This is a genomic window from Hymenobacter cyanobacteriorum, from assembly GCF_022631375.1.
GTDB lineage: Bacteria > Bacteroidota > Bacteroidia > Cytophagales > Hymenobacteraceae > Hymenobacter > Hymenobacter cyanobacteriorum.
In genome coordinates this window covers 40,735-65,973 of record NZ_JALBGC010000002.1, presented here as the reverse complement: position 1 = coordinate 65,973, position 25,239 = coordinate 40,735, and the positions used below count along the sequence as shown (strand labels likewise).

The window sequence follows — 25,239 nt, the reverse complement described above, 5'->3', positions numbered from 1 at the left end:
CGACCTATATGATGCCCTGCGCGAGCGCCTGGCCGACTACGGCCAGGAGCCGCCCGCGCCGCTGTGGGCCAGCATCCGGGCGCAGCTGCCGCCACCGGTGGCGGCTCCGCAGCGGCGGCGGCGTGTTGCCTGGGTGGGCACGCTGCTGGTGCTACTTAGCACCGGCATGCTGGGCTGGTGGTGGCAGGCCGGGCGTGGCCCGCTGCGGCCCGGCAAAAGGCTGGCCAGTCAGGCCGCACCAGTCCCGCCCCTGAGCCAGTCACCAAATGCTGACTCAGGGGCAGGAAACCGGGCCAAACAGGTTACTCCGCTTCGCTCAGGTGCCGCGGGCACCGGAATTGCTTCGGTAGAGGGAGTTGATGCGGGCGCCGGCACCTTACCAACCAAACCAGTTGCAGCAGAAGCTATTAGCCGTTTAGCAAACAACACATCGGCTGCTGCTTCGAGCTCTCCCGCCCTGGTGCCGTTGGCGGGCGCTGGCACCCGACGGGCCAGGCCGGCGGGCGCAGAACGGCTGCTGGCGGCCCGGGCAGGAAGCCGCCGGACAATTTCCTTGGCCAACACCCGGGTGGCGAGCGAGTCGGCCTCAGGCCGGGGCCGAAGTGGGGTTGCGCCATCGCATGCGCTTGCCGCTGTTAGCGAAATCGCAGCCCTTGTTCCCGGGGCGGCTGCTCCGGCCCAACCTATTCGGCCTGAGCCTGGTACCGCGACGAGGCAGACCGCCACAGCTGCTGGCGCCGCCAAAGCAACTGCTCAGGCGTTGGTAATTCCATTCGGAGTTGGTGCACGCGCCGCCGCTGCTCGCACTACATCTCCGCAGGAAACCTCGCAGCCTGCCGGTGCCAGCACCGTAGCCGCAAGTGCGGAGCCTATTACCGGAGTAGCCTCAACTGCGTCGGCATTGGCTACGAGCGAACCGCAGCTGGTCGAAACAACGGCCACAGCGACCAGAGCAAAAACAGCCGCTGCCCTCACCAGCCGGGCAGCCGGGCAGCCAATTGGGCTGCGCCCGACAGCACTGGCACTGGCACCTTTCCCCATTCCTGCGCCATTGGCCCGGGCCGATACCCTGCCACCATTGCCAACGGCACCGGTTCGGCGGTGGGCAGTGCAGGCACTGGCAGGCCCGGCGCTGACTTCGCGCACGCTGGCTTCCAGGCAGCTGGCCAGTGCTGCTCCTTCGGCTGCTTCGTCGGCTTCCCCGACCAGTAATCTGAATACCCGGGATATCAAGAGCACCGGGGTGCCCGAAAACGAGCAGGCAGCTGCCGGCTTCGGGGCCGAAGTGCAGCTGCGCCGGCAGCTGAACGGGCGCTGGAGCCTGGGCACCGGCCTGGGCTACCACGCTTTCGCTACCAACCAGACCGTGAACGTGCGCGTGGTGTATCGCGGCACAAGCTCGGCTAACGCCTCTTTCAAGCCCGATTCGGTGAGCATGCTGGCCGCCCGCAACACATACCACTTCCTAACCCTGCCGCTGCGCTTGAGCTACCAGTTGGGAGCCGGGCACCGGCGCCTGCGCTACGGCCTGCAAGCGGGGGCCGACGTAGCGCTTTACCTAGGTGGCCGCAGCACCGAGGGCAGCAGTACCGGAGCCACCAGCCGCGGCTGGGGGGCCAGCGGCAGCCCCTACCGCCCGCTCAGCCTGGCCCTGAGCCTGGGGGCGGAGGTGCGCTACCGGCTGGCCCCGGGTTGGGAGCTGCTGGCCCAGCCCACGCTCACGCATTTTGCCACGTCGGTGGCGCGGCCCTCATCGGGCTTCGTGCCGCGCTACCCGCTGGCTGCTACCGCGCTGGTGGGCGTGGCGTGGTGGCTACGGTAGCCGGGCCGGTTAGCCGTTGCGCGTCCTACCGCCCTGGCTACTGCACCGCGCCGCCAATTACCACGGCGCGCACGGGGTTTTCGCCCAGCCAGTACGGGATTTCGGCCACGCTGGCTAGGTCCAGCACCAGCACGTCGGCGCGCTTGCCGGGTTCGAGGCTGCCGCAGTCGGCGGCCAGACCAATGGCCCAGGCAGCGTTGAGGGTGGCGGCGGCCACGGCCTCCTTGGGCGTGAGGCCCATGTTGAGGCAGGCCACCGACAACGCTAGCCACAGGTTTTTGCTGGGGCACGAGCCGGGGTTGAAATCGGTGCTCACGGCCACGGGCAGGCCGTTGTCGATGAAAGCCCGGCCCGGCGCGTACTTGGCCTGCCGCAGAAACAGCGGCACCAGCGGCAGCAGCACGGCCACGGTTTGCCCCTGGGTTTGCTGCGCGATGCGGGCGGCGGCTTCGGGCGTGAGGTAGTCGCAGTGGTCGACGCTGGTGGCCCCGAGGGCGGCGGCCATTTCGCAGCCGCCGAGGTCGTGCAGCTGCTCGGCGTGGATTTTCAGGCCGAAGCCCATTTTGTGGGCCTGCTCCAGGTAGTAGCGCGAAACATCGAGCGGGAAAGCGCCTTCCTCGCAGAAAATATCGACGAACGCCGCCTCCCCTTTCAGCTCCGACAACACCTCGCGCAGAATAAAATCAACGTAAGCCTGCGGGCCGGCCGGCTTGAACTCGGGCGGCACCACGTGCGCGCCCAGAAAGGTGGGCACCACGCGCACGGGCTGCTGCCGGCCGGCCTGGCGCGCCACCCGCACGAGGCGCAGCTCGGTGTCGCGGTCGAGGCCGTAGCCGCTTTTGGCCTCCACGGTCGTCACGCCGTAGCGCCGGAAGCCGTCGAGATGATGCAGCGCGTTTTCCAACAGCTCGTCTTCCGAGGCGGCGCGGGTGGCGCGCACGGTGCTCAGAATGCCGCCGCCGCTGGCCAGAATGTCGAGGTAGCTTTCGCCGCGCAGCTTGCGCTCGAACTCGTGGGCGCGGTTGCCGCCGAACACGAGGTGGGTGTGGCACTCCACCAGCCCGGGCATGAGCACGCGGCCGGTGGCATCGAGGAGCTGGGTTTCGGCAGTGATGCGGTCCGCGTCGAGCTCGCTCATCGGGCCCACGGCCGCAATGGTGCCGGCCACGCAGGCCACGTAGCCGTTTTCGATGATGCGCCAGCCGCCGAGGTCGGCCCCGGCCAGCGGGCGGGTGGTGGGGCCGCCGGCCAGGGTGAGCACCTGCGCGGCGTGCTGAATAAGGAGCGTGAACGGGGTCAAATCGGGCATGAGCGGGTGGGCAGCGGTGAATGAAACGGGCGGGCAAAGTACGGCCGCCGCCGCCGGCTTTGCGTACCTGCTGGCACCACTGCCCTCTTGCCCGATGTCCGGAACCGCCCCTCCCCTCATTCTTACGCTTGCGCTCGATGCCGCGTCGCAGGCTTATTTCAACGCCCTGCGGCAGCAGCATTTCCCGCCCGCCATCAACTACCTGGCCGCGCACCTCACGCTGTTTCATCACCTGCCGGGCAGCGAATTGGCCAGCGTGCAGGCGCATGTGCAAGCCGTGGCCCAGGCCCGCCCGGCCCTGCCGCTGCGCGTAACGGCCCTGCGCTCGCTGGGCCGGGGCGTAGCGTTTACCCTCGAAAACGACGACCTGCGCGCCCTGCACCGCCAGTTGCAGGCCGATTTCGCGCCCTACCTCACCCCGCAGGACCGCCAGAAGCTGCAGCCCCACATCACCATCCAGAACAAAGTCGACCCCGCCGCCGCCCGCCAGCTGCTGGCCACCATGCAGGCCGGCTTCGAGCCGTTTGCGGCGCTGGGCACGGGGCTGCACCTGTGGGCGTACCGGGGTGGCCCCTGGGAGAGCCTGGCCGAATTACCGTTCGGCGGCTAAACGTACTGCGAGCGTTGGGGGTAGGTGGCGGCCCCATCGCCCGGCTGGCCGAGCACGTGCGGGCAATGCAGCTCCACGAATTCGAGCAGCAGGTCGGCGATGATTTCCTGCTCGTCGTAGCCCTGCGGCAGCAGCGCCCGGCGGTGGGCCGGGTCGAGGTAGGCCGTGAGGCGGCCCAGGGCGGCCGGCTCCACTTCGGCAAAGCCCAGGCTGGCGGCCCGAAACAGCGGCCCGCGCACGGCGGCCGCTTCGAGGGTATGCACGGCAACGTGGCGCGGGTCGGCGGCAATGCGGGCGTAGAGCGCGGCCACGGCCGGCTCAGGGCCCTCCAGCACTTCCAGAAACTGCCCCCCTGCCCGGAGCAGCAGCCCCCCAATGCCCTCGCTGAAATTGTAGATGCGGGCTTGCATGAGCAGTCGTTCGAACTCGGCGGGCCCCAATGGGCGGGCGGCCGTGCTGGCGTAGATGAGGCGGTAGGTTTTCATAGGCAGCGAGGCAGCAGAACGGTTTCGGAGTCGGGGGCGGCGGCTTGGCACGGCCCCTGGCCAGCAGAGCACGCCAGGGAGCCACCCCGGTTGGCCTACGTAAAAACACGTAGGCCAGCCACCGGCCAATTACTTCCGGACCAGGGCCAGGGAAGCTAACGCACTTGTCTTATATATAATTCATATTATATATTTTATTGATAAAAACTTATTCATTCAATGTGCGGGCGTTTCCCATTGGGCCAGCTCATCGCGCCACTCGTTATTCACCCTGACCACAAGAGCGGGCGCAGGGCGCAGGCCGAGCATGATGCGGGTGCCGCGCTCGCGGGCGTAGGCATCGGTCACGGCTTCCACCTCGCGGTAGCTGGCAAACTGTGCGGCCAGTTCGGGGTGCGGCTCGTCATCGATGATAAGCGCGGCCTGCCAGTCCTGCCGCACCGGAAACCAGTACAAAAAGCTGCCGTTGAAGCTCTGGGCCGGCGGCAGGGCCCGGTGGCGGTTGTAGTAGTTGATGGCGCTGGCCTGCCCGTAGTTGGCGCACTTGATGAGGGTGTGGGCGCGCACCGAATCGGGCAATTGCCGGTAGGCGGCCCAGGTTTTATCGGCCAGCTCGCGCCAGCCGCGCATGTCGGCATAGTCCTGGGGCAGGGCGTGCTCGCGGCCATCTTCCCAGGTATAGAAGCCCAGGCCGGCGTAGCGGGCGCGCAGGCCCAGCATGGCCGCCGGCGGCCGCACCGGGAAGATGAACGGCACCAACGGCGCCAGCAGCAGCAACGGCAGCGCCACCAGCACCGGCCGCAGTGCCGCCGCCACGCGGAGCCGGCGCAGGCCTGCCAGCCGCGCCGCCCACCACCACGCCCCGAAGCTGAACAGCACCGGGTAGTAGCCCAGCGTGTAGTAGGCCTTGCCGTGCAGCACGGCCTGAATAGCCACGCCCAGCACCGCCACCCAACCCACTGCCCGGTAGGGCCGCAGCCGCGGGCTGAAGAACAGCGCCAGCAGGCCCGGCACCCACACCCACACGGCCGCCACGCACATCAGCAGCTGCAGTTTCCAGAACTCGGCGGCGTCGACGTGCACCAGCTGGGTGTCGTGCAGCAGCTGCATGTGGTGGCGGAACGGGATGCCGTGGCCGATTTGCCAGGCCAGGTTGGGCGCCCACAGCAGCAGCGCCAGCCCCGCCGCGCCCCAGAAATGCCGGTTCAGCAGCAGGCGGCGGGCGGGCGTGAGCAGCAGCGCGCCGCCCAGCGCCGCGATGAAAAACAGCGTGGTGTACTTATTGAGCAGGCCCAGCCCGAGGCCCAGGCCCAGCAGGTAGAGGAAGCGCGGCCGCTCATTCTGAACATAGCGCACCAGCCAATACAGGCAGAACACGAAGCTGAACACCTCGAACGAGTTGGGCTGAAACAGCAGGTTGAGCCGGGCGAAGGCCGTGCCCAGGTAGCAGGTGCCGGCCAGCGCCGCCGCAAACCAGCCGCCACCCAGCCGCTGGGCCAGCCGCATCACGAGGTACAGCGTGGCCGCGCCCCAGAGAAATGGCCAGAACCGCACCCAGCCCGCGCCGCCGCCCAGCGCCAGGCTCAGCCAGCCCTGGGCGGCGCTCAGGGGCGGCACTTCGAGGTAGCCCCAGGCCAGGTGCCGGCCATGGTTGAGGTAGAGGTATTCGTCGCGGTGCAGGTCGTACTGCGGGCTGGTGAGAAAGTAGCCCGACACGAACTTGAGCAGGGCGAAGGCGAGCGACAGGCGGCGGTTCATGCCCGGCAAGGTAGCAGAACGCATGGCAATAGCGGCCTATTGCTATGTTGCCGGAAACAGCCGGTATGCTACCCGACGGTATTTTCATTTGACTATCATTGGCTTAATTTGCGGCTTCACCTTTTCCACGCGCTATCGCCCCAATCGTTTACTCTGCATGATTCTCTACGGCTCCAAAGGCGCACACCTGCGCACGGCTCCCCTGCCCGGCACCACCTGCCCGGCCTGCGCCACTCCCGACGGCATGAAGGCCAGCGTGTATAGCCGCTACGCCCACGTCTACTTCATTCCGTCTTTCCCGGTCAGCAAAACGGCCGTGGCGCAGTGCGACCATTGCCAACAGGCCTGGGAAGAAAAAAACCTGCCCGCCCAGCTGCAGCCCGCCGTGCGCGAGCTCCGGAAAAGCACCCGCTTTCCGCTTTGGCACTGGGCCGGCGTGGGCGTGCTGGTGCTGGGCCTGGCGGGTGCTGCCATTGCCGGCCGCTACCACGAGCACGACCGCAAAGCCTGGCTGGCCGCCCCGCACGCCGGCGACATCTACACCGTGCACTCGCCCGGCGACAGCACCAAATACTCGCTGCTGAAGGTGGTGAGCGCCAAGGGCAACACCGTGGAAGTAGTGGGCAACGACTACGAAACCGACGACAGCTCGCCGGTTTCCGAGCTCAACTCGCCCGAGAAGTACGGCAAGGAGTCGCAGTCGCTCACCGTGCTCGACCTGCAAATCATGCACAACAAAGGCCAGCTGACGGACGTGGACCGGCTGGAAAAGTAGTGCCCGGCGCTACTGCGGCCACAGCCCGGCCCAGCGCAGGAAATCCTCCCCCACCTGGTCCCAGTAAAAGTCGTCGTAGTTAATCTGGCCGTCTTTCATGCCGAAGAAGTTGTGCTCGCGCCCGGGGTATTCGCGGAATGTGAAGTTGGTGCGGTGCTGCCGGATGGTTTCCAGCCGCAGGTAGTCGTCGCCGGCCACACCCCGGTCCAGCGTGCCAAAGCCCACGAACACGGGCACTTGCGTGCGCAGCAGCGCGGGCATTTCGGAGGCGCCGAAACCGTAGGTGTTGCGCAGGTCGTCGCCCCGGCAGTCGGCGAGGGTGGGGTTGGCCACGGCCAACTGCCAGCGGCGGAAAATCCAGCCCGTGGCGGCCGTGTCGGCCGCCTGCCGGGCCTCGGCCAGCATCGACATGTTGCGGCCCAGCGGGTTGCCGTTCAGGTACACGGCCCGGCTCACCAGGCCCGGCACGGCGGCCAGGTGCGCCACCACCGAAGTGCCCTGCGAGTGCCCGCCGATGACGACGTGCGCTGCATCGACCCAGGGCTGCTTTTTGAGGTAGCGCAGCACGGCCTCGTCGCGCCGCACATAATAGTCGAGGTAGTTGCGGGCGCAGTAGTAGGCCGGCGGCTGGCGCTCCCGGAAAATGCGGTTGGGGTCCTGGCCCGTCACGTCGAACGTGAGCGGGATGCCGGGCTTGCTGATGATGGCCATGTGGCAGCTCTCCAGCACCTTTTTGGGGTGAAAGCCGAACGGCGTATAGGGCCCGTGCGCATCGTACAGCACCAGCGGCGTGGGTATCGAGCCCTCCACCCAGAGCAGCAGCGGCTTCTTCCTCTGCTCCTCGCCGGGCTTCGAGAGCAGCAGCACCTGCACGCTGTCGCGCCCGAACATGACCACCAGGCGGCGGTAGCCGAAGGCTTCGGGCGGGCGCGGGGCGGCGGCGGTTGGGGCGGGTGCCGTTTGGGCGAAGCCAGGGCGGCTAAGGAGCGCCAGTAGCAGAAGGAATAGCAGTTGCCGCATGTGCTTGCATTGGCCCAACGGCGACGATGCCGGGGCGGCGCAAGGACTTTAGAGGTTGCCGGGCAGTTGCACGCGGGCCAGGTACTCGCCCAGCCCGGCCGGCTTCTGGAACACGTGGATGAAGAGTACGGCTTCCTCGCCGCGGCTGCGCCAGGTTTCGGCGTAAAACCCTTCCACGGCATACAGCACGAGGTCGAAACTGTCCTCGGGACGCTCGGCCAGGCGCGTGCCGTGCCGGGCCAGGTAGTCGAGCTGGCGGCGCTGGTGCAGGGCTTTGAAGGCGGTGATGGTCATTTATGGGGACTTAGGGACTTGGGGTCTTCGGGTCTTGGTTTTTGACATGAGCGGGCGCGCTACTGGTTGCCTTCATGCGCTTGCGCGGACGGGTGCCTTCTCCCAACACCGCAAGTTAGACCCCGTCCCGAAGACCCTAAGTTCCCAAGTCCCAACTTTGCGGCATGAACAAATTCCGTTTTCCACACCCGCTGGTGCTCATCGTGGGCTTTATCATTCTGGCGGCGCTGCTGAGCTACGTGCTGCCGGCCGGTGAATTCACGCGCCACCTCGATGCCGTGACGGGCCGCCAGGTGGTGGTGGCCGGCTCCTACCACGCCGTGCCCGCCACGCCCGTGGGCCCGCTCGACGTGCTGGTGGACGTGCCCAAAGGCCTGGCCGATGCGGCGGCCGTGGTGTTCCTGATTTTTCTGGCCGGCGGGGCCTTCACCGTCGTCGACCAGACCGGGGCGCTGCGCTTCGGGGTCGACTGGCTGCTGCGCCGCGCCCACGGCCGCGAGGTGCTCGTCATTCCGCTGGTGGGCACGCTCTTCGCCACGATGGGCGCTTTGGAAAACATGGGCGAGGAAATAATTCCGCTGGTGCCGGTGCTGCTGGTGCTGATGCGGCGGCTGGGCTACCCCGTGCTCACGGCCGTGGCGGCCAGTGTGGGGGCGGCCTTCGTAGGGGCCTCGTTCAGCCCGATAAACCCGTTCCAAGTAGGCATTGCCCAGAAGCTGGCGCAGCTGCCGCTGCTTTCGGGCGGGGCCTACCGGGTGGGCTTTCTGCTGGTGGCCGTAGGGTTCTGGCTGTGGGCCACCACCCGCCACGCCGTGCGCCACCGCCAAGCCCCCGACCTGGGCCTCGACGCCAACGAAGCCGCCGCCGGCCCCGCTCCCACCAGTGCCCGCGCCGGCTTAGTGCTGCTGCTAATGCTCACGGCGTTTGCCGTATTTGCCTACGGCGTGGTGCAGCTGCACTGGGAGTTTGAGCAGATGTCGGCGCTGTTTCTGGGGCTGGGCATTGTGGCCGGGCTGGTGGGCGGGCGCGGCCTCACGGGCACGGCCGAGGGCTTCATTGCGGGCTTCCGCGACATTGCCTTTTCGGCCCTGCTGGTTGGCTTCGCGCGGGCCATTTTTGTGGTGCTGGAGCAAGGTCACGTCGTCGATACCATCGTGCACGGCCTGGCCGCTCCACTCAACCACTTGCCCGTGGCGCTGGCCGCCCTGGGCATGATGGGCGTGCAAACCCTGTTGCACGTGCCGGTGCCCAGCGGCAGCGGCCAGGCCACCCTCACCATGCCGCTGTTGGTGCCGCTATCCGACATTCTGGGCCTGTCGCGGCAGGTGACGGTGCTGGCGTTTCAGTACGGGGCCGGGCTGTGCGAGCTCATTACGCCCACCAACGGCACGCTCATGGCCATGCTGGCGGCTACGGGGGTCCGCTTCGAGCAGTGGCTGAAGTTTGCCGCGCCGCTCTGGGCCGCGCTGTTTGCGCTCGGGGCCGTGGCGGTGGTGGTGGGCATCATGGTAGGGGTGTAGCGCGGACTTTCAGTCCGCGAGTAGGGCCATGACTCCGGCAGTCAATGGCATGACTCGCGGATTAAAAGTTCGCGCTACTCCTAATCCGCCCGCAGCTCATCGGCCGCAAACACGCGCGGCAGCTTGCGCTTGCGCTCCACAATCTGGTAGGTGGCGGTGTCGGTGGCTTCGTTCCAGAACACGTCGGACACGTGGCCGAAGTGGCGGTACTGGCCGGGCTGGGGCGTCACTTCCTCCACGGCGTCGCCGAAGCTGAATTTCGGCTTGTGGTAGATTTCCTTGAATAGCTCGGGGCGCACCAGAAACTGCTGCTCGTCGTAGCGAATGGTAATCCACTCGCCTTCCTCGTCTTCGGCAATTTTCTCGAAGAGCTTGCCCACGGGCTCCAGCAGCTCGAAGGCGCGGCGGTTGGCGGGGTGGATGTAGCGGAAGCCGTACTCGGGCGACCAGCCGTAGAGGCCAAAAATGACGGGTTTGGGACGGGTTTTCAAGCGCAGAAGTTCAGAATCGGAAAACAAAGCAACAACGCAGGCGGGCAAAAAGCTTCCGCTGCAAGAGGTGTAGCGCGGACTTTTGGTCCGCGACCCAGCACGTTGGGATACGCACGGCACGAGGGCGCGGACTAAACGGCCGCGCTACGTCTTGCGCCGGTCCGAATCGGCCAAAAAGCCCGCTCACCCGTATACCCGGGCTCCCCTGCCCAGTACCGGCCGCATTTTCGGCTGCCCGGGCGGCGGGCAGTTGTCTTGTTACATGTCTCACGCTTCCGCTTCCAAAACTGCTGCGCCGGCTCCAAAAACCGCCAAAGCCCCCGCTGTAAAAGCCCCCCAAACCGCCCCTTCCGCTCCCGCCGGCCCCGCGCCGCAGCCCGGCATGGGAGCCGTGCCCCACGCCGCTGGCACCACCTTCCGGGTATGGGCCCCCCACGCTGATGCCGTGGCCATTATCGGCTCGTTCAATAATTGGAAAGGCGACAAAAATCCCCTCCAGCACGAAGCCGACGGCTACTGGGCCGTGGACGTACCCAACGCCAAACCTGGCGACGAATACAAATTCCACATCACCAACGGCAAGCAGACTTTCGACCGCAACGACCCCTACGCCCGCCAGGTGACGAACTCGGCCGGCTCGTCGGTGGTGCACGACCCGAGCTTTGACTGGGGCGACGACAATTTCCAGATGCCCGCCTGGAACGAGCTGGTGATTTACGAGCTGCACGTGGGCACCTTCAACGCGCCCGATATGGAGCATGTGGGCACGTTTATGAGCGTGGCCGAAAAGCTGCCGTACCTGCGCGATTTGGGCATTAACTGCATTGAGCTGCTGCCGGCTACCGAATTTCCGGGCAGCCGCTCGTGGGGCTACAACCCGGCCTGCCCGTTTGCGCTCGAAAGCGACTACGGCGGACCGGTGGCCTTCAAGGAAATGGTGAAGGCGGCCCACCACCACGGCATTGCGGTGGTGCTCGACGTGGTGTACAACCACTTTGGCCCCGGCGACCTCGACCTGTGGCAGTTCGATGGCTGGCACGACAACGACGGCGGGGGTATCTACTTCTACAACGACTGGCGCGCCAAAACGCCCTGGGGCGACAACCGTCCCGACTACGGCCGCCCCGAAGTGCGCCAGTACATTCGCGACAACGCCCTGATGTGGCTGAACGAGTACCGCTGCGACGGCCTGCGCGCCGATGCCATCGCCTTCATCCGCAACGTGAACGGCGAGGAAAACCCCGGCGACGACCTGCCCGACGGCTGGAGCCTGATGCGCTGGATTAACGAGGAAATCGACAAGACGATGCCCTGGAAAATCACCATCGCCGAAGACCTGCGCGGCAATGCCGCCATCACCGAAGCCACCGAAAAAGGCGGCCAGGGCTTCGATTCGCAGTGGGATGGCTCGTTTGTGTACCCCATCCGCGACGCCCTGACGACGCCCAACGACGCCGACCGCGACATGAATGCCGTGGCCGGGGCCCTCACGCAGTTGTATAACGACAACGCCTTCCGCCGCGTCATCTACACCGAAAGCCACGACGAAGTAGCCAATGGCAAAAGCCGCGTGGCCGAGGAAATCATGCCCGGCGCGGCCGACCACTGGTTTGCCAAGAAGCGCACCACCCTGGGTGCGGCGCTGGTGATGACGGCCCCCGGCATCCCGATGATTTTCCAGGGCCAGGAAATGCTGGCCGATGGTGCGTTCGTCGACACCGACCCCATCCGCTGGGAGCGCGCCGAGCAGCGCGGCGGCCTCGTAAGCCTCTACCGCGACCTTATCAGCCTGCGCCGCAACTACCACGGCACCACGCGCGGCCTGAGCGGCCAGCACACCCAGGTTTTCCACGTGAACAACGACGAAAAACTGGTGGCCTTTGCCCGCCAGGCCGGCGAGGGCGGCCCCGGCGACACCACCGTGGTACTGGCCAACTTCGCCAATCAGGCCCACGAGGGCTACACCATCGGCCTGCCCGGCCCCGGCCACTGGCAGGTGCGCTTCAACAGCGACTGGCAGGGCTACGACGGCGAGTTCAGCGACATGCCAAGCTTCGGCATCGAGGCCGAAGAAGGCGAATACGACGGTTTCAACTGGCACGGCAGCATCGCCCTGGCCCCCTACGCGGTGCTGATTTTGTCGCAGGAAGGGTAACGTTCGCGCCGTTGCCCGTATGTAGGGGCGGGGCTTGCCCCCGCCCGTCGTTGAACAGCTCGATGCTGAATCGTTCAACGACGGGCGGGGGCGAGCCCCGCCCCTACCCGTTTCAATCAGCCGCTATCAAGTCTACCCGAGCACCTAATCCCCCAGTTCTATGCATCCAACATCCTCCCCTGACCCTACAGCGCTCGAAAACCCGGCTTCGCCCCTGGCAGCCCAAATCAACCGCCCCAATTCCGAGCTGAAAAACACTTTGTTCATCATCGCCGGGGTTATTTCGGCGGCGTTTGGCCTCAAGTCCTTCCTGCTGTCGAGTCACTTCATTGATGGCGGCGTGACGGGTGTTTCGATGCTGCTGGCGGCGGCTTTTCGGCTGCCGCTGTCCATCCTGATTCTCGTTATCAATCTGCCCTTCATTGCCTTGGGGTATAACCAGCTGGGCCGGCGCTTTGCCGTGCGCAGCGCGCTGGGCATTGGCGGGCTGGCGCTGGTGCTGGCCGTGGTGCCCTTCCCCGACGTGACGCACGATTTGCTGCTCACGGCCGTGTTCGGCGGCGTGTTCATCGGGGCCGGCATCGGGCTGGCCATGCGCGGCGGCGCCGTGCTCGACGGCACCGAAATAGCCGCCCTGCTGGTGAGCCGTTTTCTGGTATTGCTCAAAGTCAGCGACTTGATTCTGATTCTTAACGTCGTTATTTTCGGCGTGGCGGTGTTGGTGCTGGGCACCGAGCCGGCCTTGTATTCGATGCTGACCTACTTCGCCGCCGCCCGCGTGCTGGAGTTCGTGCTCAACGGCATCGAGCAGTACACCGGCGTCACCATCGTGTCGGAGTACAGCGACGCGGTACGCAAGGTCATCACCGAGAAGCTGGGCCGGGGCGTGACGATGTACCAGGGCAAATCGGGCTACGGTAAGCGCGGCGAGCTGGGCCTGGCCCGCGACATCGTGTTCACCGTCGTCACCCGCCTGGAGCTGCCCGCCCTGCGTGCCGCCGTGCAGGAAGTCGACCCGCGCGCTTTCATTGTGCAGTATCGGATTGATGACGCGCAGGGTGGCATCATCAAGAAGCGCGCACTGCACTAGCGGCACTGGTTTCTTTCAGACAAAAAGAATGTCATGCAGAGCGCAGCGAAGCATCTTGCCAGCGGCAGTAATCAGTAATCGTTGAACGATTGGATTAGTGACTGCGGGCAAGATGCTTCGCTGCGCTCTGCATGACGTTTTGGTTTCCTTCATTCCCAATCCTTTCAAGTCACTTCCCTTTGCAACCTACCCCCACTGCGCCCCAATTCCATGCCCCGGCCGGCACCATCATCGGCCGGGCTGATGGGCCGGTGCTGCGCGCCACGGGCATCCGCTACGCCCGGGCCGCCCGGTTTTGCCCGCCCGAATCCGAGCCGGACGCTTTGGAGCCCATCCACGCCACATCGCCCGCGCCGGCCTGTCCGCAGCTCGCCGACCCGCGCGTGGACCAGGTGATGGGCAGCCTGTTTGAAGCGCTCAAGTTCGACGAAGACTGCCTGCGGCTGTCCATCACGCTGCCGGCCGATTACCGAGCCGGGGAAAAACTGCCCGTCATCGTGTGGGTGCACGGTGGCTCCTACGTGTCGGGCGCGGGCGATTTGGCGATTTACGACCCGGCCGTTTGGGTGGCCGAGCAGCGGGTGGTTTTTGTAGCCGTGACGTACCGGCTGGGGCTCTTCGGGTTTCTGGGCAGCGGCAGCATGCCGCCCAACCTGGGCCTGCTCGATTTGCTGGCAGCCCTGAACTGGGTGCAGCGCAATATTGGCGCGTTCGGCGGCGACCCGGCCTTGGTAACCATGTTTGGTCATTCATCAGGGGCCGATGCCATTGCCCAGCTCATGCTGACGGATGGCGCGGCCAGCCTGTTTCGCCGCGTAATGCTGCACAGCGCGCCGCTGGGCCTCACCCGCAACCGCCAGCGCATGCTGCGGGCCATGAGTGCGGCCGTGGGCAACATCCCGCCCACCGCTACCGCCGCCGAGGTGCTGGCCCGCGAAAGCGCCGTGATTAAAGCCGCCCGCTGGCAAGGCCTGAAAAGCGGCATGCCCTTCGGCCCGCAGTACGGGGCCGCGCCCCTGCCGCCCGAAACGGAAATTGATGCTACTTGGGCCACAGTGGCCCCGCACATCGATGTCCTCATCGGCGCCACGGCCGAGGAAACCCGGTTTTTCGCCGTTATCGACCCCACGTTCAACTGGCTGCAGCGCCTGCCGCTGGCGGGCGGCCCGGTGGTGCGACTGCTCACAAGTGTCACCTCGAACCGTATTTACCTCGACCCCGCGCGGGTGTTTGCCACGCACCAGGCGCGGGCGGGTGGCCGCGCCTGGCGGTTTCTGCTCACGTATCAGCCGCCGGGCAGCCCATTCGGAGCCGCGCACGTTGTCGACTTACCGCTGCTGCTGGGCAACCGGGCTAGCTGGGCCGAAACGCCGTTGCTAGGCACGGCCGATTGGGCGGAATTTGACGCGGTCGGCCGGCAGGTGCGGCAGTTGTGGGCCGATTTCGCCCGCTCGGGCGAATTGCCGGCGCAAGTAGTCATTCCCGGTGTGCTGGAGGTGGAAAAAGCATAACGTTTGTCATCCTGAACGCAGTGAAGGACCTTATCGCGTTAGAGCGCTTTGTGCGGACGTGATAAAGTCCTTCGCTGCGCTCAGGATTACAGGCGTGCTACCAAACAGAACCGAACATCAGGCCCAGCCCACGAAAAAAATGCCTTCCGCAGTTGGCGCGTGCGGTCCAAACCGGCTTACCTTTCAGCCACGTTCTTTCGCCCGCTTCGCCCTTCCTCAAGCCTATGCAACCCACCCCCCACGCCCCCGATACCCTGTTTCCCGATTCGCTGCTGGTTGAAGTGGCCTGGGAAGTCTGCAACCAGGTGGGCGGCATCTACACCGTTATCCGTTCGAAAGTACCGGCCACCATGCCCGCCTGGGGCGACCGGTACTGCCTGCTCGGGCCGTATTTCCCCAACATGGCCCAGGGTGAGTTTGAGCCCTACGACGACCTGACGGTGCACACCGGCGCCGACCCGTTTGCCGCCGCCGTGCGTACCATGCGCGCCCAGGGCTACGACGTGCAGATTGGCACCTGGCTGGTAACCGGCCGGCCGCGCGTGGTGCTCATCAACCCCTTCCAGACCTACGACCGCCTCGGCCAGCTGAAATCGGACCTGTGGGCCCGCCACGGCATCCCGGCCCCCGACAACGACGACCTGCTGCACCAGGTCATCGCCTTCGGCCACCTCACCACCGTTTTCTTCCAGCACCTCGCGGTCCAAAAAGCTGCCGGGCAGCGCCTGCTGGGCCATTTCCACGAGTGGATGACCGGCGTGGCCATCCCGGAGCTGCGCCGCCTGCAAGTGCCGGCCCACCTGCTCTTCACTACGCACGCCACGCTGCTGGGCCGCTACCTGGCCATGAACGACGCCAACTTCTACGACCACCTGATGTGGGTGAACTGGGAAGCCGAGGCGCGGCATTTCAACATCGAGCCCGCCGTGCGCATGGAGCGCGCCGCCGCCCACGGCAGCCACGTGTTCACCACCGTGAGCGAGCTGACGGTGCGCGAGTGCATCTATTTGCTCGACCGGATTCCGGACGCGGTACTGCCCAACGGCCTCAACATTGAACGCTTCGTGGCCCTGCACGAGTCGCAGAACCTGCACCAGCAGTACAAAGCCAAAATCCACGAATTCGTGATGGCGCACTTCTTCCAGTCGTACGCCTTCGATTTAGATAAGACGCTGTACTTCTTCACCTCGGGCCGCTACGAGTACCACAACAAGGGCTTCGACCTCACGCTCGAAGCCCTGGCCCGCCTCAACTATCGCCTCCAGCAAAGCGGCTTAGAAGGCCAGGTGGTGATGTTTTTCATCACTAAGCGGCCCTTCACCAGCATCAACCCGCAGGTGCTCGAGCGCCGCGCCATGCTGAACGAGGTGCAGGAAACCTGCCGCGCCATCGAGCGCCAGGTAGGTGAGCGCCTCTTCTACGCCGCCGCCGCCAGCCAGGACCACAAGCTGCCCGAGCTCGGCGCGATGGTGGACGACTACTGGAAGCTGCGCTACCGCCGCCAGCTGCAGAGTTGGAAAACCAACGCCCTGCCCCCCGTCATCACCCACAACCTGGTGAACGACGGCGACGACGACATCCTTGATTTCCTGCGCCGCTCCGAACTGCTGAACCACCGGCACGACCGGGTGAAAATGGTGTACCACCCCGATTTCGTGTCGCCCGCCTCGCCGCTGCTGGGCATGGAGTACGGCCAGTTTGTGCGCGGCTGCCACATGGGCATCTTCCCGAGCTACTACGAGCCCTGGGGCTACACCCCGCTCGAATGCGTGGCCCGCGGCGTGCCCGCCATCACCTCCGACCTGTCGGGCTTCGGCGACTATGCCCTGCAAAACGTGCCCGAACCCGAAAATAAAGGCATTTTCGTGGTCCACCGCCAGGAAAAATCCTTCGATGAGTCGGCCGAGGAGCTCTGCGACATGCTCTGGCATTTCGTGCAGCTCAGCCGCCGCGAGCGCATCATCCAGCGCAACGCCGTGGAAAGCTCCGCCGATATTTTCGACTGGAAAAACTTGCGCGTGCACTACGACCGCGCCTATGCCTTGGCGCTGGAGCGGCAGTAATCAACATGCATTGCCCATGAAACTGCCCTTTGGCGATAAGCTCGAGATAATGTTGCGGGATGGCCGCCTGCCAATGGGAGCCCTTGCTTCACTCATTGCCTCAGTAAATCTGATTTCCAAACTGTCTGATTCAGATTATTCGCTACCAGAGTTACTGATAGCCGCTGTCTTAATCATTTTTGGCTTATTTCTAATTTACCAAAGCATTGACAGGCATAAATTGCTGTGGGAGCTAGCTGCCGACACCAGCCGCGTTACCGGAAGCTTTGAACCATCCCGCACAACGAGCCAAGAGCTTGACGGGACAACTTACTATCGCGTGGCTTATAGCTACCAGTTTGAAGGGGTGGTTTATACCCACTGTGTAGAGACGAGCTATCCAGAAAAGTACAGCGGCCAAGAACTCATTTTCATTCAGCGTCTTCGGCCAGAAAATGCCGTATTCGCCGCGGACTTGCCAGGAGTAGTACGAAAGAAACTACTGGCCGTGACTTCTCTCTGATTTATGCGCCGCAATGTGAATATGCTGGCAGTAGCCGGCATCATATCGATAGCCTCCGCCGCCTTCGCCCACGAGGTCTGGCTCGAAGCTCCGCGCTTCCGCTTGCAGCCCGGCGAGACGGTGCACGTGCGCGCCTTTGTCGGCACCAACTTCTCCGGCGGCCCCTGGACTACCAAAGCCGCCAAAGTGCAGCGCCTGCGACGTTTTGGCCCCACCCCGGCCGATACCGCCAACCTCACCCCGAAAAACTTCACCGAAACCGATACTTTCCGCACCGCCTTCACCTTCGCGCAGCCCGGCACCCACGTGGTGCTGCTGCAAAGCACCAGCTCTTTCATCGAGCTGCCCGCCGACCAGTTCACCGCCTACCTGCGCGAAGAAGGGCTCGACTACGCCCTGAAGCTGCGCCAGGAAAACGAGGAAACCACCAAGCCCGGCCGCGAAACCTACAGCCGCTGCGCCAAAACCCTGCTCCAGGTGGGCGACCCCGCCCTGGTGCCGCTGGCCGCCGACAGTGCCTGCCGCCACGCCTACGGCCTGCCGCTGGAACTGGTGCCCGAGCAAAACCCCTACCGCCTGGCCGCCGATAAAGCCCTGACCGTGCGCGTGCTGCGCGGCGGCAAGCCCGCCTTTGGCGCGGCCGTGCAGGTATGGCAGCGCCAGCCCGGCGGCCTGCCCACCACGCATTACACCACCCGCGCCAACCAAAGCGGCCGGATTTTGTTACGTTTATCCGGCCCCGGCCCCTACCTGCTGGCTACGGTGGACATGCGCCCGGCGCCGGCCCGCCTGCACACCCGCGCCGACTGGCAATCGACCTGGGCCTCGCTTACTTTTGCCGGGCCACCCGCCGCAATCCGGCCAGCAATAAAACATTAGCCAGCTTCACCAAAGATTTTGGTTTTTCTCTTTACCTTCGCCGTTCTCTTACCCCTCTTGCCCTACGCTGTATGAAGTACACGATTGATAAAAAAGATAGCTACACCATTATTACGATTGAGGAGAAGAAGCTCGACACCACCGTTGCGCCCGACCTCAAATCGGAATTCGTGAAGCTGAACGCTGAAGGCATTAACAACCTGATACTCGACCTCACTAACGTGAAGTACACCGATTCGTCGGGCCTCAGCTCCATCCTCATTGCCAACCGCCTGTGCAACTCTACCGGCGGCCTGCTGGTGCTCACCGGCCTGCAGGACCACGTCCTCAAACTCATCACCATCAGCAAGCTCGAATCGGTGCTGCACATTCTGCCCACCGTGGAAGAAGGCATCGACCGCGTGTTTCTGCACGCCATCGAGCGCGACCTGACGGACAAGGAGTAATTTTTTTAGCTACAAGCTATAGGCTGCAAGCTGCAAGCTGATGTTCTGCTTTTAGCCAGAACGACGGCTTGCAGCTTGCAGCTTATAGCTTGTAGCTTTTTCACCGTATGACGTTCGAGCTGAAAATTCTTGGGTCGGCCTCGGCCACACCCACCGTGGGGCGCCACCCCACGGCGCAGGTGCTCACGGTGGGCGCCCAGCACTACCTCATCGACTGCGGCGAGGGCACCCAGTGGCAGATGCTGGAGTACCGGGTGCGCCCGCATCACCTGCGCGCCATTTTCATCTCGCACCTGCACGGCGACCACTATTTCGGCTTGTTCGGCCTGCTGGGCACCATGCACCTGCAGGGGCGCACGCAGCCACTGTGTATCATCGGCCCGCCCGGCCTCGACGAGGTGCTCGTGACGCAAAGCCGCGTGTCGGGCGTGCAGATTGGGTTTCAGCTGGAGTTTACGGTAGTGGATACCGAAGTGCACGCTCTCGTGTATGAGGATGCCGGCCTGCGCGTGCATTCGCTGCCCATGCGCCACCGCGTGCCCTGCGCCGGCTACCTGTTCGAAGAGCAGCCCCGCCGTGCCAACCTACTGAAGGAGAAGCTGCCCGCCGGCCTCACGCCCGGGCAGCTGGCCCGCCTGGCCCAGGGCGACGACCTGCCGGCCGACGAGCACCAGCCCGGCCTGCGCCACGCCGATGTGGCCGGCCCCGTGCCCATCCCGCGCCGCTACGCCTTCTTCTCCGATACGCTCTATACGCCGGCCCTGGCCCCGCTCATCGCCGGGGCCGACCTGCTCTATCACGAGGCGACCTTCCTGGACGAACTGCGCGAGCGCGCCGCCCAGACCCATCACAGCACCGCCCGCCAGGCCGCCCTGCTGGCCCAGGCCGCCGGCGTGAAACAGCTGCTGCTGGGCCATTTCTCCAGCCGCTACAAGGCTCTGGAGCCGCTGCTGCACGAAGCCCGGCCGGTGTTTCCGAACACAGCGCTGGCGGTGGAGGGGCTGGTGGTGAGCCTGTAAATTATTGATTCATGGGTGTAGGGGCGGGGCCTGCCCCCGCCCCTACCTCCTGCTTGCTCCCCAATCTTCCTATGAACACCTACGCTCACAAGAAGCAGCAGCTCTACCTCGTGCTCAGCGGGATTTTTCTGGTGAATGCGCTACTGGCCGAAATCATCGGTGTTAAAATTTTCTCGGCCGATAAGCTGATGGGGCTGCCCGGCAACCTTACGGCGGGCGTGCTCATCTGGCCGGTGGTATTCGTGACAACGGACATCATCAACGAGTACTTCGGCAAGGCGGGCGTGCTGCGCATCAGCTACCTCACGGTGGCGCTGATTCTGTTCGCGTTTGGCGTCATCTACCTCACCACCAAGTTGCCGCCGGCCGATTTCTGGCTCGACGTAAACAAGACCGATAACGCCGGCCGGCCTTTCAACATCGACTTTGCTTACCAGAGTATTTTCCGGCAGGGCCTGGGCATCATCACGGGCTCGATTGTGGCCTTTGCGGTGGGGCAGATGCTCGATGCGACGATTTTTGCCGCCATCCGGCGGGCTACGGGCGGGCGCTACGTGTGGCTGCGCGCCACAGGCTCGACCTTGATTTCGCAACTGGTCGACTCGTTTGTGGTGCTCTACGTGGCCTTTTACGTGTTTGGCAACTGGACGATGGACCAGGTGCTGAGCGTGGCCAATACCAACTACTGGTACAAGTTTGCGGCAGCCATTCTGCTCACGCCGGTGCTCTACCTGGCGCACTTTCTGATTGACAAATACTTAGGCGACGAAGAAACCACCGAACTGCAGGAAGAAGCGGTGGAAAACGTGAGCGTGTAACTTTTTTCCGCCCGTCTGCCTTTCAGCGCCATGCGATTCTTCCATTTTCTGCTGGCGGCCGGGGCCTTTTTGCTGCCCGCCGTGGCCCGTGCCCAGTTCAACTTCGCCCCGGGCACCTACCAACTCGCCAACGGCTCGAAAGGCGAAGCTTCGCTGAAGCTGGCGCTGGCCGAAAACGGCAGCCCGACGATGATGGTAGGCGTGAAAAACGGCAAGGAACGGAAGTTTCGTGCCGCCGAGGTCACGGCTTTCACCGTCGAAAACCACCGATTTGTGCGGGTGAACGACTTCCGTTTCCTCAGCGGCACCGATGCCGATTTCAAAGACCCCGCGCTGCTCGAAATCCTGGAATCCGGGCCGGTGGAGCTGTTTTACTACTACTACCAGGTCGAGATGGGCACCAACTTCAAGGCCCATGTGAAACTGCCGGTGCTGCGCAAAGCCGGCACAACGACTTTCTTTGCATACTGTCCCGGCCGCACGCCGGGGTTCGACCAGAAACTGGCGCCAGGCGGCTTCGTCGCGGCCCTGTTTCCGGCCGACCCAGTGTTGCAGCGCCAATTTGCTACCAATGCCATCAGCCGTGCCCAGCTCGCGGCCGCCGTGCACGCCTACAACCAAGGCGTGCGCTTAAATCCTTAATTAGCCGAACCCCTAGCCCACTGTAGTTGTGAAAAAGTGTATCTGCGGCCTTGCACTGTTGCTGGGGCCGCTACTGGCTTCGGCCCAGTCGGGCCTCGGGACGTATATTCTGGTCGATAATCGCACGGTAGTATATAAGGGCGACTTAGACGTTTCCGGGCGGGGCCTCGTAGCCCGACCAGAGAATGGCAAGAAACAAGTATGGCAAGCGAGCGAGGTGTACTGGGCCCGCATCGGAAACCGCCGTTACCTGCCCGTAGGCGGGTTTCAGGTGAATCCGTCTCCCCGCTCCCGCGTCGAACATGGCTTGGCCCAGGTGCTGGATAGCGGGCGCGTGTTGTTGCTACGCTACGACTACGATGTGGGCGGCGGCTTCAGTGGCATGCCGGGCACTAACATGGTGGTCAACCCCACCTCTACGCGGTCAATTTACCTGCTTCAGGTTCCTGCCGAGGATGATGCGCTGGCAATTCCGATGAACCTGCTTTCGGGCAAAGGCCCGGAGTTCCGCCAGATGCTGGCCCCGTACTTTGCATCTCGTCCCGACCTGATTCAACAGCTGGAAAGCGGAGTCGTTGCCCGGCGCAACCTGCCGGCCTTCGTTCACGCTTTTAATACTGGTCAGCCCTTCATACCCAAAGCGGATGAAGGGACTTCTGAATAACCTAATTACCACCATGTCCCGCATTCTTACCGGCATCCAGAGCACCGGCCGGCCGCACCTCGGCAACCTGCTCGGCGCCATCCTCCCGGCCATCGAGCTATCGAAAAACCCGGCCAACGACTCGCTGTATTTCATCGCCGACCTGCACTCGCTCACCACCGTGCGCGACCCCGCCGTGCTGCGCGCCAACACCTACGCCGTGGCTGCCGCGTGGCTGGCCTGCGGCTTCGACACCGAGAAAAACCTGTTTTACCGGCAGTCCGACGTGCCGCAGGTAACGGAGCTGACCTGGTACCTGAGCTGCTTCACGCCCTACCCCATGCTGGCCAACGCGCACAGCTTCAAGGACAAGAGCGACAAGCTGTCGGATGTGAACGCCGGCCTCTTCACCTACCCGGTGCTGATGGCGGCCGACATCCTGCTCTACGACGCCGACACCGTGCCCGTGGGCAAAGACCAGATTCAGCACCTCGAAATTGCCCGCGACATTGCCAAAGCCTTCAACAACCGCTACGGCGAGACGCTGGTGGAACCCCAGGCCCGCGTCGATGCCGAGCTGATGACTATTCCCGGCACCGATGGCGCGAAGATGAGCAAGAGCTACGGCAACATCATCGATGTTTTCGCGCCCGAAAAGGAATTGCTGAAAGTCGTGAAAACCATTATTTCGGACAGTACGCCACTGGAGGAGCCCAAGAATCCGGACACGGACGTGACGTTCAAGCTGTACGCGCTGCTGGCCTCGCCAACCGAGCGCGAGGCCATGCGTGCCAACTACCTGGCGGGCGGCTACGGCTACGGCCATGCCAAGAAAGAGCTGTACGAGCTGATTCTGCGCCGCTTCGGCCCAGAGCGAGAGAAGTTCGATTTTTACATGAACAACCTGCCGGAATTGGATGCCGCGCTGGCCATCGGGGCCAAGCGGGCGCAGGAGTACGGCGCGGGCGTGCTGGCCAAAGTGCGCCAGAAAGTGGGCTACGGGCGTTAGTCAGAACGTCATGCTGAGCGCAGTCGAAGCATCTTTACCGCGAGAGTAATTATTTACTTGCACGATAGAGATGCTTCGGCTGCGCTCAGCATGACGTTCGTTCTTTTGGTTTAAAACGTCTGCTGGGCCGAGAAGCTGAAACCAACTTTGCTGCCGCGGCTCACCTGTTGGTTTTCCAGCTTCTGCTTGACGCTGATTTTCTGAATTTCGGGCAGCGGCGGGGCAATGAGGTCATTATTGACGGCGGCAATCATGGCGCTTTCCACGAAAAGCTTCATCATTTCGGGCGTGATGACGTTGTCGCTCATGTCGTTGTCGGGCAGTTCGAGTTGCTGCACGCCTTCGAGGAAATAGTGGCTGTTGATGTTGACGAGCAGGCGGCCAACGAGGTAGCCGGGGTCGTTCAGGCGCTGGTACTTGATGCTGTCGGCCATGAAGTTGTAGGCCATGATGTGGCCGAAGAAGCGGCGGCGGAAGTCGGCTTCGACGTATTTGCTGGGCATGGGGCCGTAGTCGTCGGGAAAGGTGACGATGTTGGAATGCATGACGAAGACCAGCAAATCGCCCGAAAACCGGATATGAAATTCCATGTCGTTGATGGAGCGGTACTCAATCACCACACTCGAATCGAGGGGCGTGAGCTTGCGGCTGAGCTCCACCACGAGCTCCTGCGACACCAGCCGCAGGCAGTCGAACGCGGCCTGGGTGTTGCGGTAAATGGCCTGCTTGGCGGTCGATTTCTGCTTAAGGCCCTCGAAAATCTGGTTGAGGCGGTCGGCCGGGGCCTCGGTGGGCGAGCCGGCTTCGGCGGTGGGGCGGTTGTCGGTAGCGGTGGCGCCGGAATGCGTGGCGGCTACATCGGCAGGCTTGGCCGGAGCAGCTTCGGCTGCAGTTGGCTTTGAAGCTTTGCCGGTGCGTTTAGTGGTTTTTTTGGGAGCTGGAGTCGGTTTGGAATGCGCTGGCGCAGGCGGCGAACCCGCCGTTTCGGTGGTGGTGAACAGCTCGGGTTCAGCGCTTTTCTTGGATGGGGATTTGGCCATGCGGAGAGGAGATGATGCCGCTACAGGCAGCGGCGCGGAAAAAGGCAGCCGATGAAGTGGCAACGGCTGCCCCGCCCGGCTGCTGTCTGCCCTCAGGCTACGGGAGGTACGCAAGCAGCCCCGGCCGTAGTTTCATCGGGCTCGAATGAATCGTCGCGAAACCCGGCGCCTTCGGCGATGCCCAGCGCCGGCGGCGCGCTCAGTTGCGCTACCACGGGCCACTGCGGGCTGCGGAAAGCCACCGTGCGCAACCCGTTCGGGCTAGTGCCATGAGCCGGCAATAACATGCCAGCGGCCGACGCCAGCGCTAGGGCTTCCCCCACCGACCGAACGGCCCCGGCCGGCACGGTGCGGCGCTCCAGTTCGGCCAGCAGCACGTCGCCGTCCACTTCGGCAATTCGCTCGGTGAGCATTTTCTCCAATGCGGCGCGGTGCGCCACGCGCGCGGCATTGGTCTGGAAATGGGCATCGGTGGCCCAATCGGGCCGCTCCAGAGCGGCGCACAGGTGCCGGAACTGGCCATCGGAGCCCACGGCAAGCACCAACTGGCGACCATTGGCGGCGCGGTACCCGGTGCCGTAGGGCACAATGCTGGGGTGGCCCGAGCCCAGCGGCTGCGGGTCGTGGCCGGTCACGAGGTAGGTGGCGGCCTGGTTGGCGAGGGCCGAGAGGGCGCTGTCGAGCAAACTCACCTGCACCAGCGCGCCGCAGCCCGTGCGCTCGCGCTGAAACAGGGCCGTGAGCAGGCCTTCTTTCAGCTGGTGCGCGGCCAGCAGGTCGACCATGGCCACGGGCATTTTCTGGGGCGGCTGGCCGGGGCCGGCGGCATTGAGATACATGAAGCCGGCCTCGGCCTGCAGCACGGCATCGTAGCCGGCGCGCGGGTTGTCGGGGCCGTAGCCGGTGAGGTGGCCATAGAGGAGGCGCGGGTTTGTGGCGGCCAGCGTGGTGTAGTCGGCGCGCAGTTTTTCGGCATCGCCGGGCTTGTAGCTGGCCAGCACGATGTCGGCCTGGGCGGCCAGGCGGTGCAGCTCGGCCTGGCCGTTGGGTGTAGTCAGGTCGAGCACCAATGACTTTTTGCCCCAGTTGGAAGCTGAGAAGTAGGCCGAAACCGAAGATTCCGCAGCAGCTTCAGGAGCGGCCGTTTCGGCGCTGGTTTTCCAGGTGCGGGTGATGTCGCCGGCCGGGCTTTCAATTTTTAGCACTTCGGCTCCGAGCTCGGCAAAGAACTGGCCTACCTGCGGGCCGGCCAATACTGAGGCGAGTTCGAGGATGCGGAGATGGGCGAAAGGAAGCGACATACCGAAATGATGGGAAAGCCAGCAAGCTACGTGCGAA

General features: G+C 64.3%; 25 protein-coding genes. 16 read left to right on the top strand and 9 right to left on the bottom strand.

The window, feature by feature from the left end; genetic code table 11:
- Positions 1-36 precede the first annotated feature (36 nt).
- Entirely contained in the window at positions 37-168 is a 132-nt protein-coding gene (locus tag MON38_RS22625) for a hypothetical protein (RefSeq protein ID WP_277881385.1), read from the bottom strand.
- A gap of 883 nt (positions 169-1,051) precedes the next feature.
- Between MON38_RS22625 and MON38_RS05540 the strand changes: the two genes are divergently transcribed.
- Complete coding sequence (locus MON38_RS05540) at positions 1,052-1,822, top strand: outer membrane beta-barrel protein (RefSeq protein WP_241935159.1); 771 nt, start codon at positions 1,052-1,054, stop codon at positions 1,820-1,822.
- 37 nt (positions 1,823-1,859) lie between these two features.
- On the opposite strand, the gene hutI is transcribed toward MON38_RS05540, so the two are convergent.
- The gene (gene hutI / locus MON38_RS05535) at positions 1,860-3,131 is read right to left on the bottom strand and encodes an imidazolonepropionase (RefSeq protein ID WP_241935158.1); all 1,272 of its coding nucleotides are present in this window, start codon (positions 3,129-3,131) and stop codon (positions 1,860-1,862) included.
- Positions 3,132-3,225: 94 nt separating this feature from the next.
- Here hutI and MON38_RS05530 point away from each other — a divergent pair, with 94 nt between their 5' ends.
- Positions 3,226-3,741, top strand: a complete 516-nt coding sequence (locus MON38_RS05530) for a 2'-5' RNA ligase family protein (RefSeq protein WP_241935157.1) — start codon at positions 3,226-3,228, stop codon at positions 3,739-3,741.
- Here the strand turns inward: MON38_RS05530 and MON38_RS05525 are convergent.
- Both MON38_RS05525 and MON38_RS05520 read right to left on the bottom strand, forming a co-directional pair.
- Positions 3,738-4,226, bottom strand: a complete 489-nt coding sequence (locus MON38_RS05525) for a BLUF domain-containing protein (protein WP_241935156.1) — start codon at positions 4,224-4,226, stop codon at positions 3,738-3,740. The two genes, MON38_RS05530 and MON38_RS05525, sit on opposite strands and share 4 nt — an antisense overlap.
- 216 nt (positions 4,227-4,442) lie before the next feature.
- On the bottom strand, positions 4,443-6,008 hold the full coding sequence (locus MON38_RS05520) for a glycosyltransferase family 39 protein (protein ID WP_241935155.1): 1,566 nt from the start codon (positions 6,006-6,008) through the stop codon (positions 4,443-4,445).
- A gap of 133 nt (positions 6,009-6,141) precedes the next feature.
- Here MON38_RS05520 and MON38_RS05515 point away from each other — a divergent pair, with 133 nt between their 5' ends.
- Positions 6,142-6,759 carry a hypothetical protein gene (locus MON38_RS05515; protein ID WP_241935154.1) on the top strand — a complete coding sequence of 206 codons (618 nt, stop codon included), beginning with the start codon at positions 6,142-6,144 and terminating at the stop codon, positions 6,757-6,759.
- A gap of 9 nt (positions 6,760-6,768) precedes the next feature.
- On the opposite strand, the gene MON38_RS05510 is transcribed toward MON38_RS05515, so the two are convergent.
- Both MON38_RS05510 and MON38_RS05505 read right to left on the bottom strand, forming a co-directional pair.
- Complete coding sequence (locus MON38_RS05510; RefSeq protein ID WP_241935153.1) at positions 6,769-7,779, bottom strand: alpha/beta hydrolase family protein; 1,011 nt, start codon at positions 7,777-7,779, stop codon at positions 6,769-6,771.
- 48 nt (positions 7,780-7,827) lie between these two features.
- On the bottom strand, positions 7,828-8,073 hold the full coding sequence (locus MON38_RS05505) for a hypothetical protein (RefSeq protein WP_241935152.1): 246 nt from the start codon (positions 8,071-8,073) through the stop codon (positions 7,828-7,830).
- Between the two features lie 164 nt (positions 8,074-8,237).
- Between MON38_RS05505 and MON38_RS05500 the strand changes: the two genes are divergently transcribed.
- Positions 8,238-9,593, top strand: a complete 1,356-nt coding sequence (locus MON38_RS05500; protein ID WP_241935151.1) for a YfcC family protein — start codon at positions 8,238-8,240, stop codon at positions 9,591-9,593.
- Positions 9,594-9,673: 80 nt separating this feature from the next.
- Here the strand turns inward: MON38_RS05500 and MON38_RS05495 are convergent, their stop codons facing one another.
- On the bottom strand, positions 9,674-10,084 hold the full coding sequence (locus tag MON38_RS05495; RefSeq protein WP_241935150.1) for a DUF6960 family protein: 411 nt from the start codon (positions 10,082-10,084) through the stop codon (positions 9,674-9,676).
- A 262-nt stretch (positions 10,085-10,346) separates the two neighbouring features.
- Between MON38_RS05495 and MON38_RS05490 the strand changes: the two genes are divergently transcribed.
- From MON38_RS05490 to trpS, 12 genes are all read left to right on the top strand, one after another.
- On the top strand, positions 10,347-12,239 hold the full coding sequence (locus MON38_RS05490; RefSeq protein WP_241935149.1) for an alpha-amylase family glycosyl hydrolase: 1,893 nt from the start codon (positions 10,347-10,349) through the stop codon (positions 12,237-12,239).
- Positions 12,240-12,399: 160 nt separating this feature from the next.
- Positions 12,400-13,329, top strand: a complete 930-nt coding sequence (locus MON38_RS05485) for a YitT family protein (protein WP_241935148.1) — start codon at positions 12,400-12,402, stop codon at positions 13,327-13,329.
- A 179-nt stretch (positions 13,330-13,508) separates the two neighbouring features.
- Entirely contained in the window at positions 13,509-14,840 is a 1,332-nt protein-coding gene (locus MON38_RS05480) for a carboxylesterase family protein (RefSeq protein ID WP_241935147.1), read from the top strand.
- 224 nt (positions 14,841-15,064) lie between these two features.
- Positions 15,065-16,903: a glycosyltransferase gene (locus tag MON38_RS05475; protein ID WP_241935146.1), complete on the top strand. Its 1,839-nt coding sequence runs from the start codon at positions 15,065-15,067 to the stop codon at positions 16,901-16,903.
- A gap of 16 nt (positions 16,904-16,919) precedes the next feature.
- A complete protein-coding gene (locus MON38_RS05470) occupies positions 16,920-17,405 on the top strand; it encodes a hypothetical protein (protein ID WP_241935145.1) in 486 nt (161 codons plus the stop codon).
- A gap of 3 nt (positions 17,406-17,408) precedes the next feature.
- Complete coding sequence (locus tag MON38_RS05465; protein ID WP_241935144.1) at positions 17,409-18,284, top strand: DUF4198 domain-containing protein; 876 nt, start codon at positions 17,409-17,411, stop codon at positions 18,282-18,284.
- Between the two features lie 71 nt (positions 18,285-18,355).
- On the top strand, positions 18,356-18,730 hold the full coding sequence (locus tag MON38_RS05460) for an STAS domain-containing protein (protein ID WP_168675310.1): 375 nt from the start codon (positions 18,356-18,358) through the stop codon (positions 18,728-18,730).
- Positions 18,731-18,837: 107 nt separating this feature from the next.
- Positions 18,838-19,749, top strand: coding sequence for a ribonuclease Z (locus MON38_RS05455; RefSeq protein ID WP_241935143.1), 912 nt, complete (start codon positions 18,838-18,840; stop codon positions 19,747-19,749).
- 71 nt (positions 19,750-19,820) lie between these two features.
- Positions 19,821-20,567, top strand: a complete 747-nt coding sequence (locus MON38_RS05450) for a queuosine precursor transporter (RefSeq protein ID WP_241935142.1) — start codon at positions 19,821-19,823, stop codon at positions 20,565-20,567.
- 30 nt (positions 20,568-20,597) lie between these two features.
- Entirely contained in the window at positions 20,598-21,209 is a 612-nt protein-coding gene (locus MON38_RS05445) for a hypothetical protein (RefSeq protein ID WP_241935141.1), read from the top strand.
- Positions 21,210-21,237: 28 nt separating this feature from the next.
- Positions 21,238-21,873 (top strand): hypothetical protein, encoded by a 636-nt coding sequence (locus MON38_RS05440; RefSeq protein ID WP_241935140.1) that lies wholly within the window; start codon positions 21,238-21,240, stop codon positions 21,871-21,873.
- Positions 21,874-21,886: 13 nt separating this feature from the next.
- Positions 21,887-22,861 (top strand): tryptophan--tRNA ligase, encoded by a 975-nt coding sequence (gene trpS, locus MON38_RS05435; RefSeq protein WP_241935139.1) that lies wholly within the window; start codon positions 21,887-21,889, stop codon positions 22,859-22,861.
- A gap of 110 nt (positions 22,862-22,971) precedes the next feature.
- Here trpS and MON38_RS05430 read toward each other — a convergent pair whose 3' ends face one another.
- Both MON38_RS05430 and MON38_RS05425 read right to left on the bottom strand, forming a co-directional pair.
- Positions 22,972-23,901, bottom strand: a complete 930-nt coding sequence (locus MON38_RS05430; protein ID WP_241935138.1) for a hypothetical protein — start codon at positions 23,899-23,901, stop codon at positions 22,972-22,974.
- Positions 23,902-23,993: 92 nt separating this feature from the next.
- Positions 23,994-25,202, bottom strand: a complete 1,209-nt coding sequence (locus MON38_RS05425; protein ID WP_241935137.1) for a CaiB/BaiF CoA transferase family protein — start codon at positions 25,200-25,202, stop codon at positions 23,994-23,996.
- Positions 25,203-25,239: the final 37 nt, after the last annotated feature.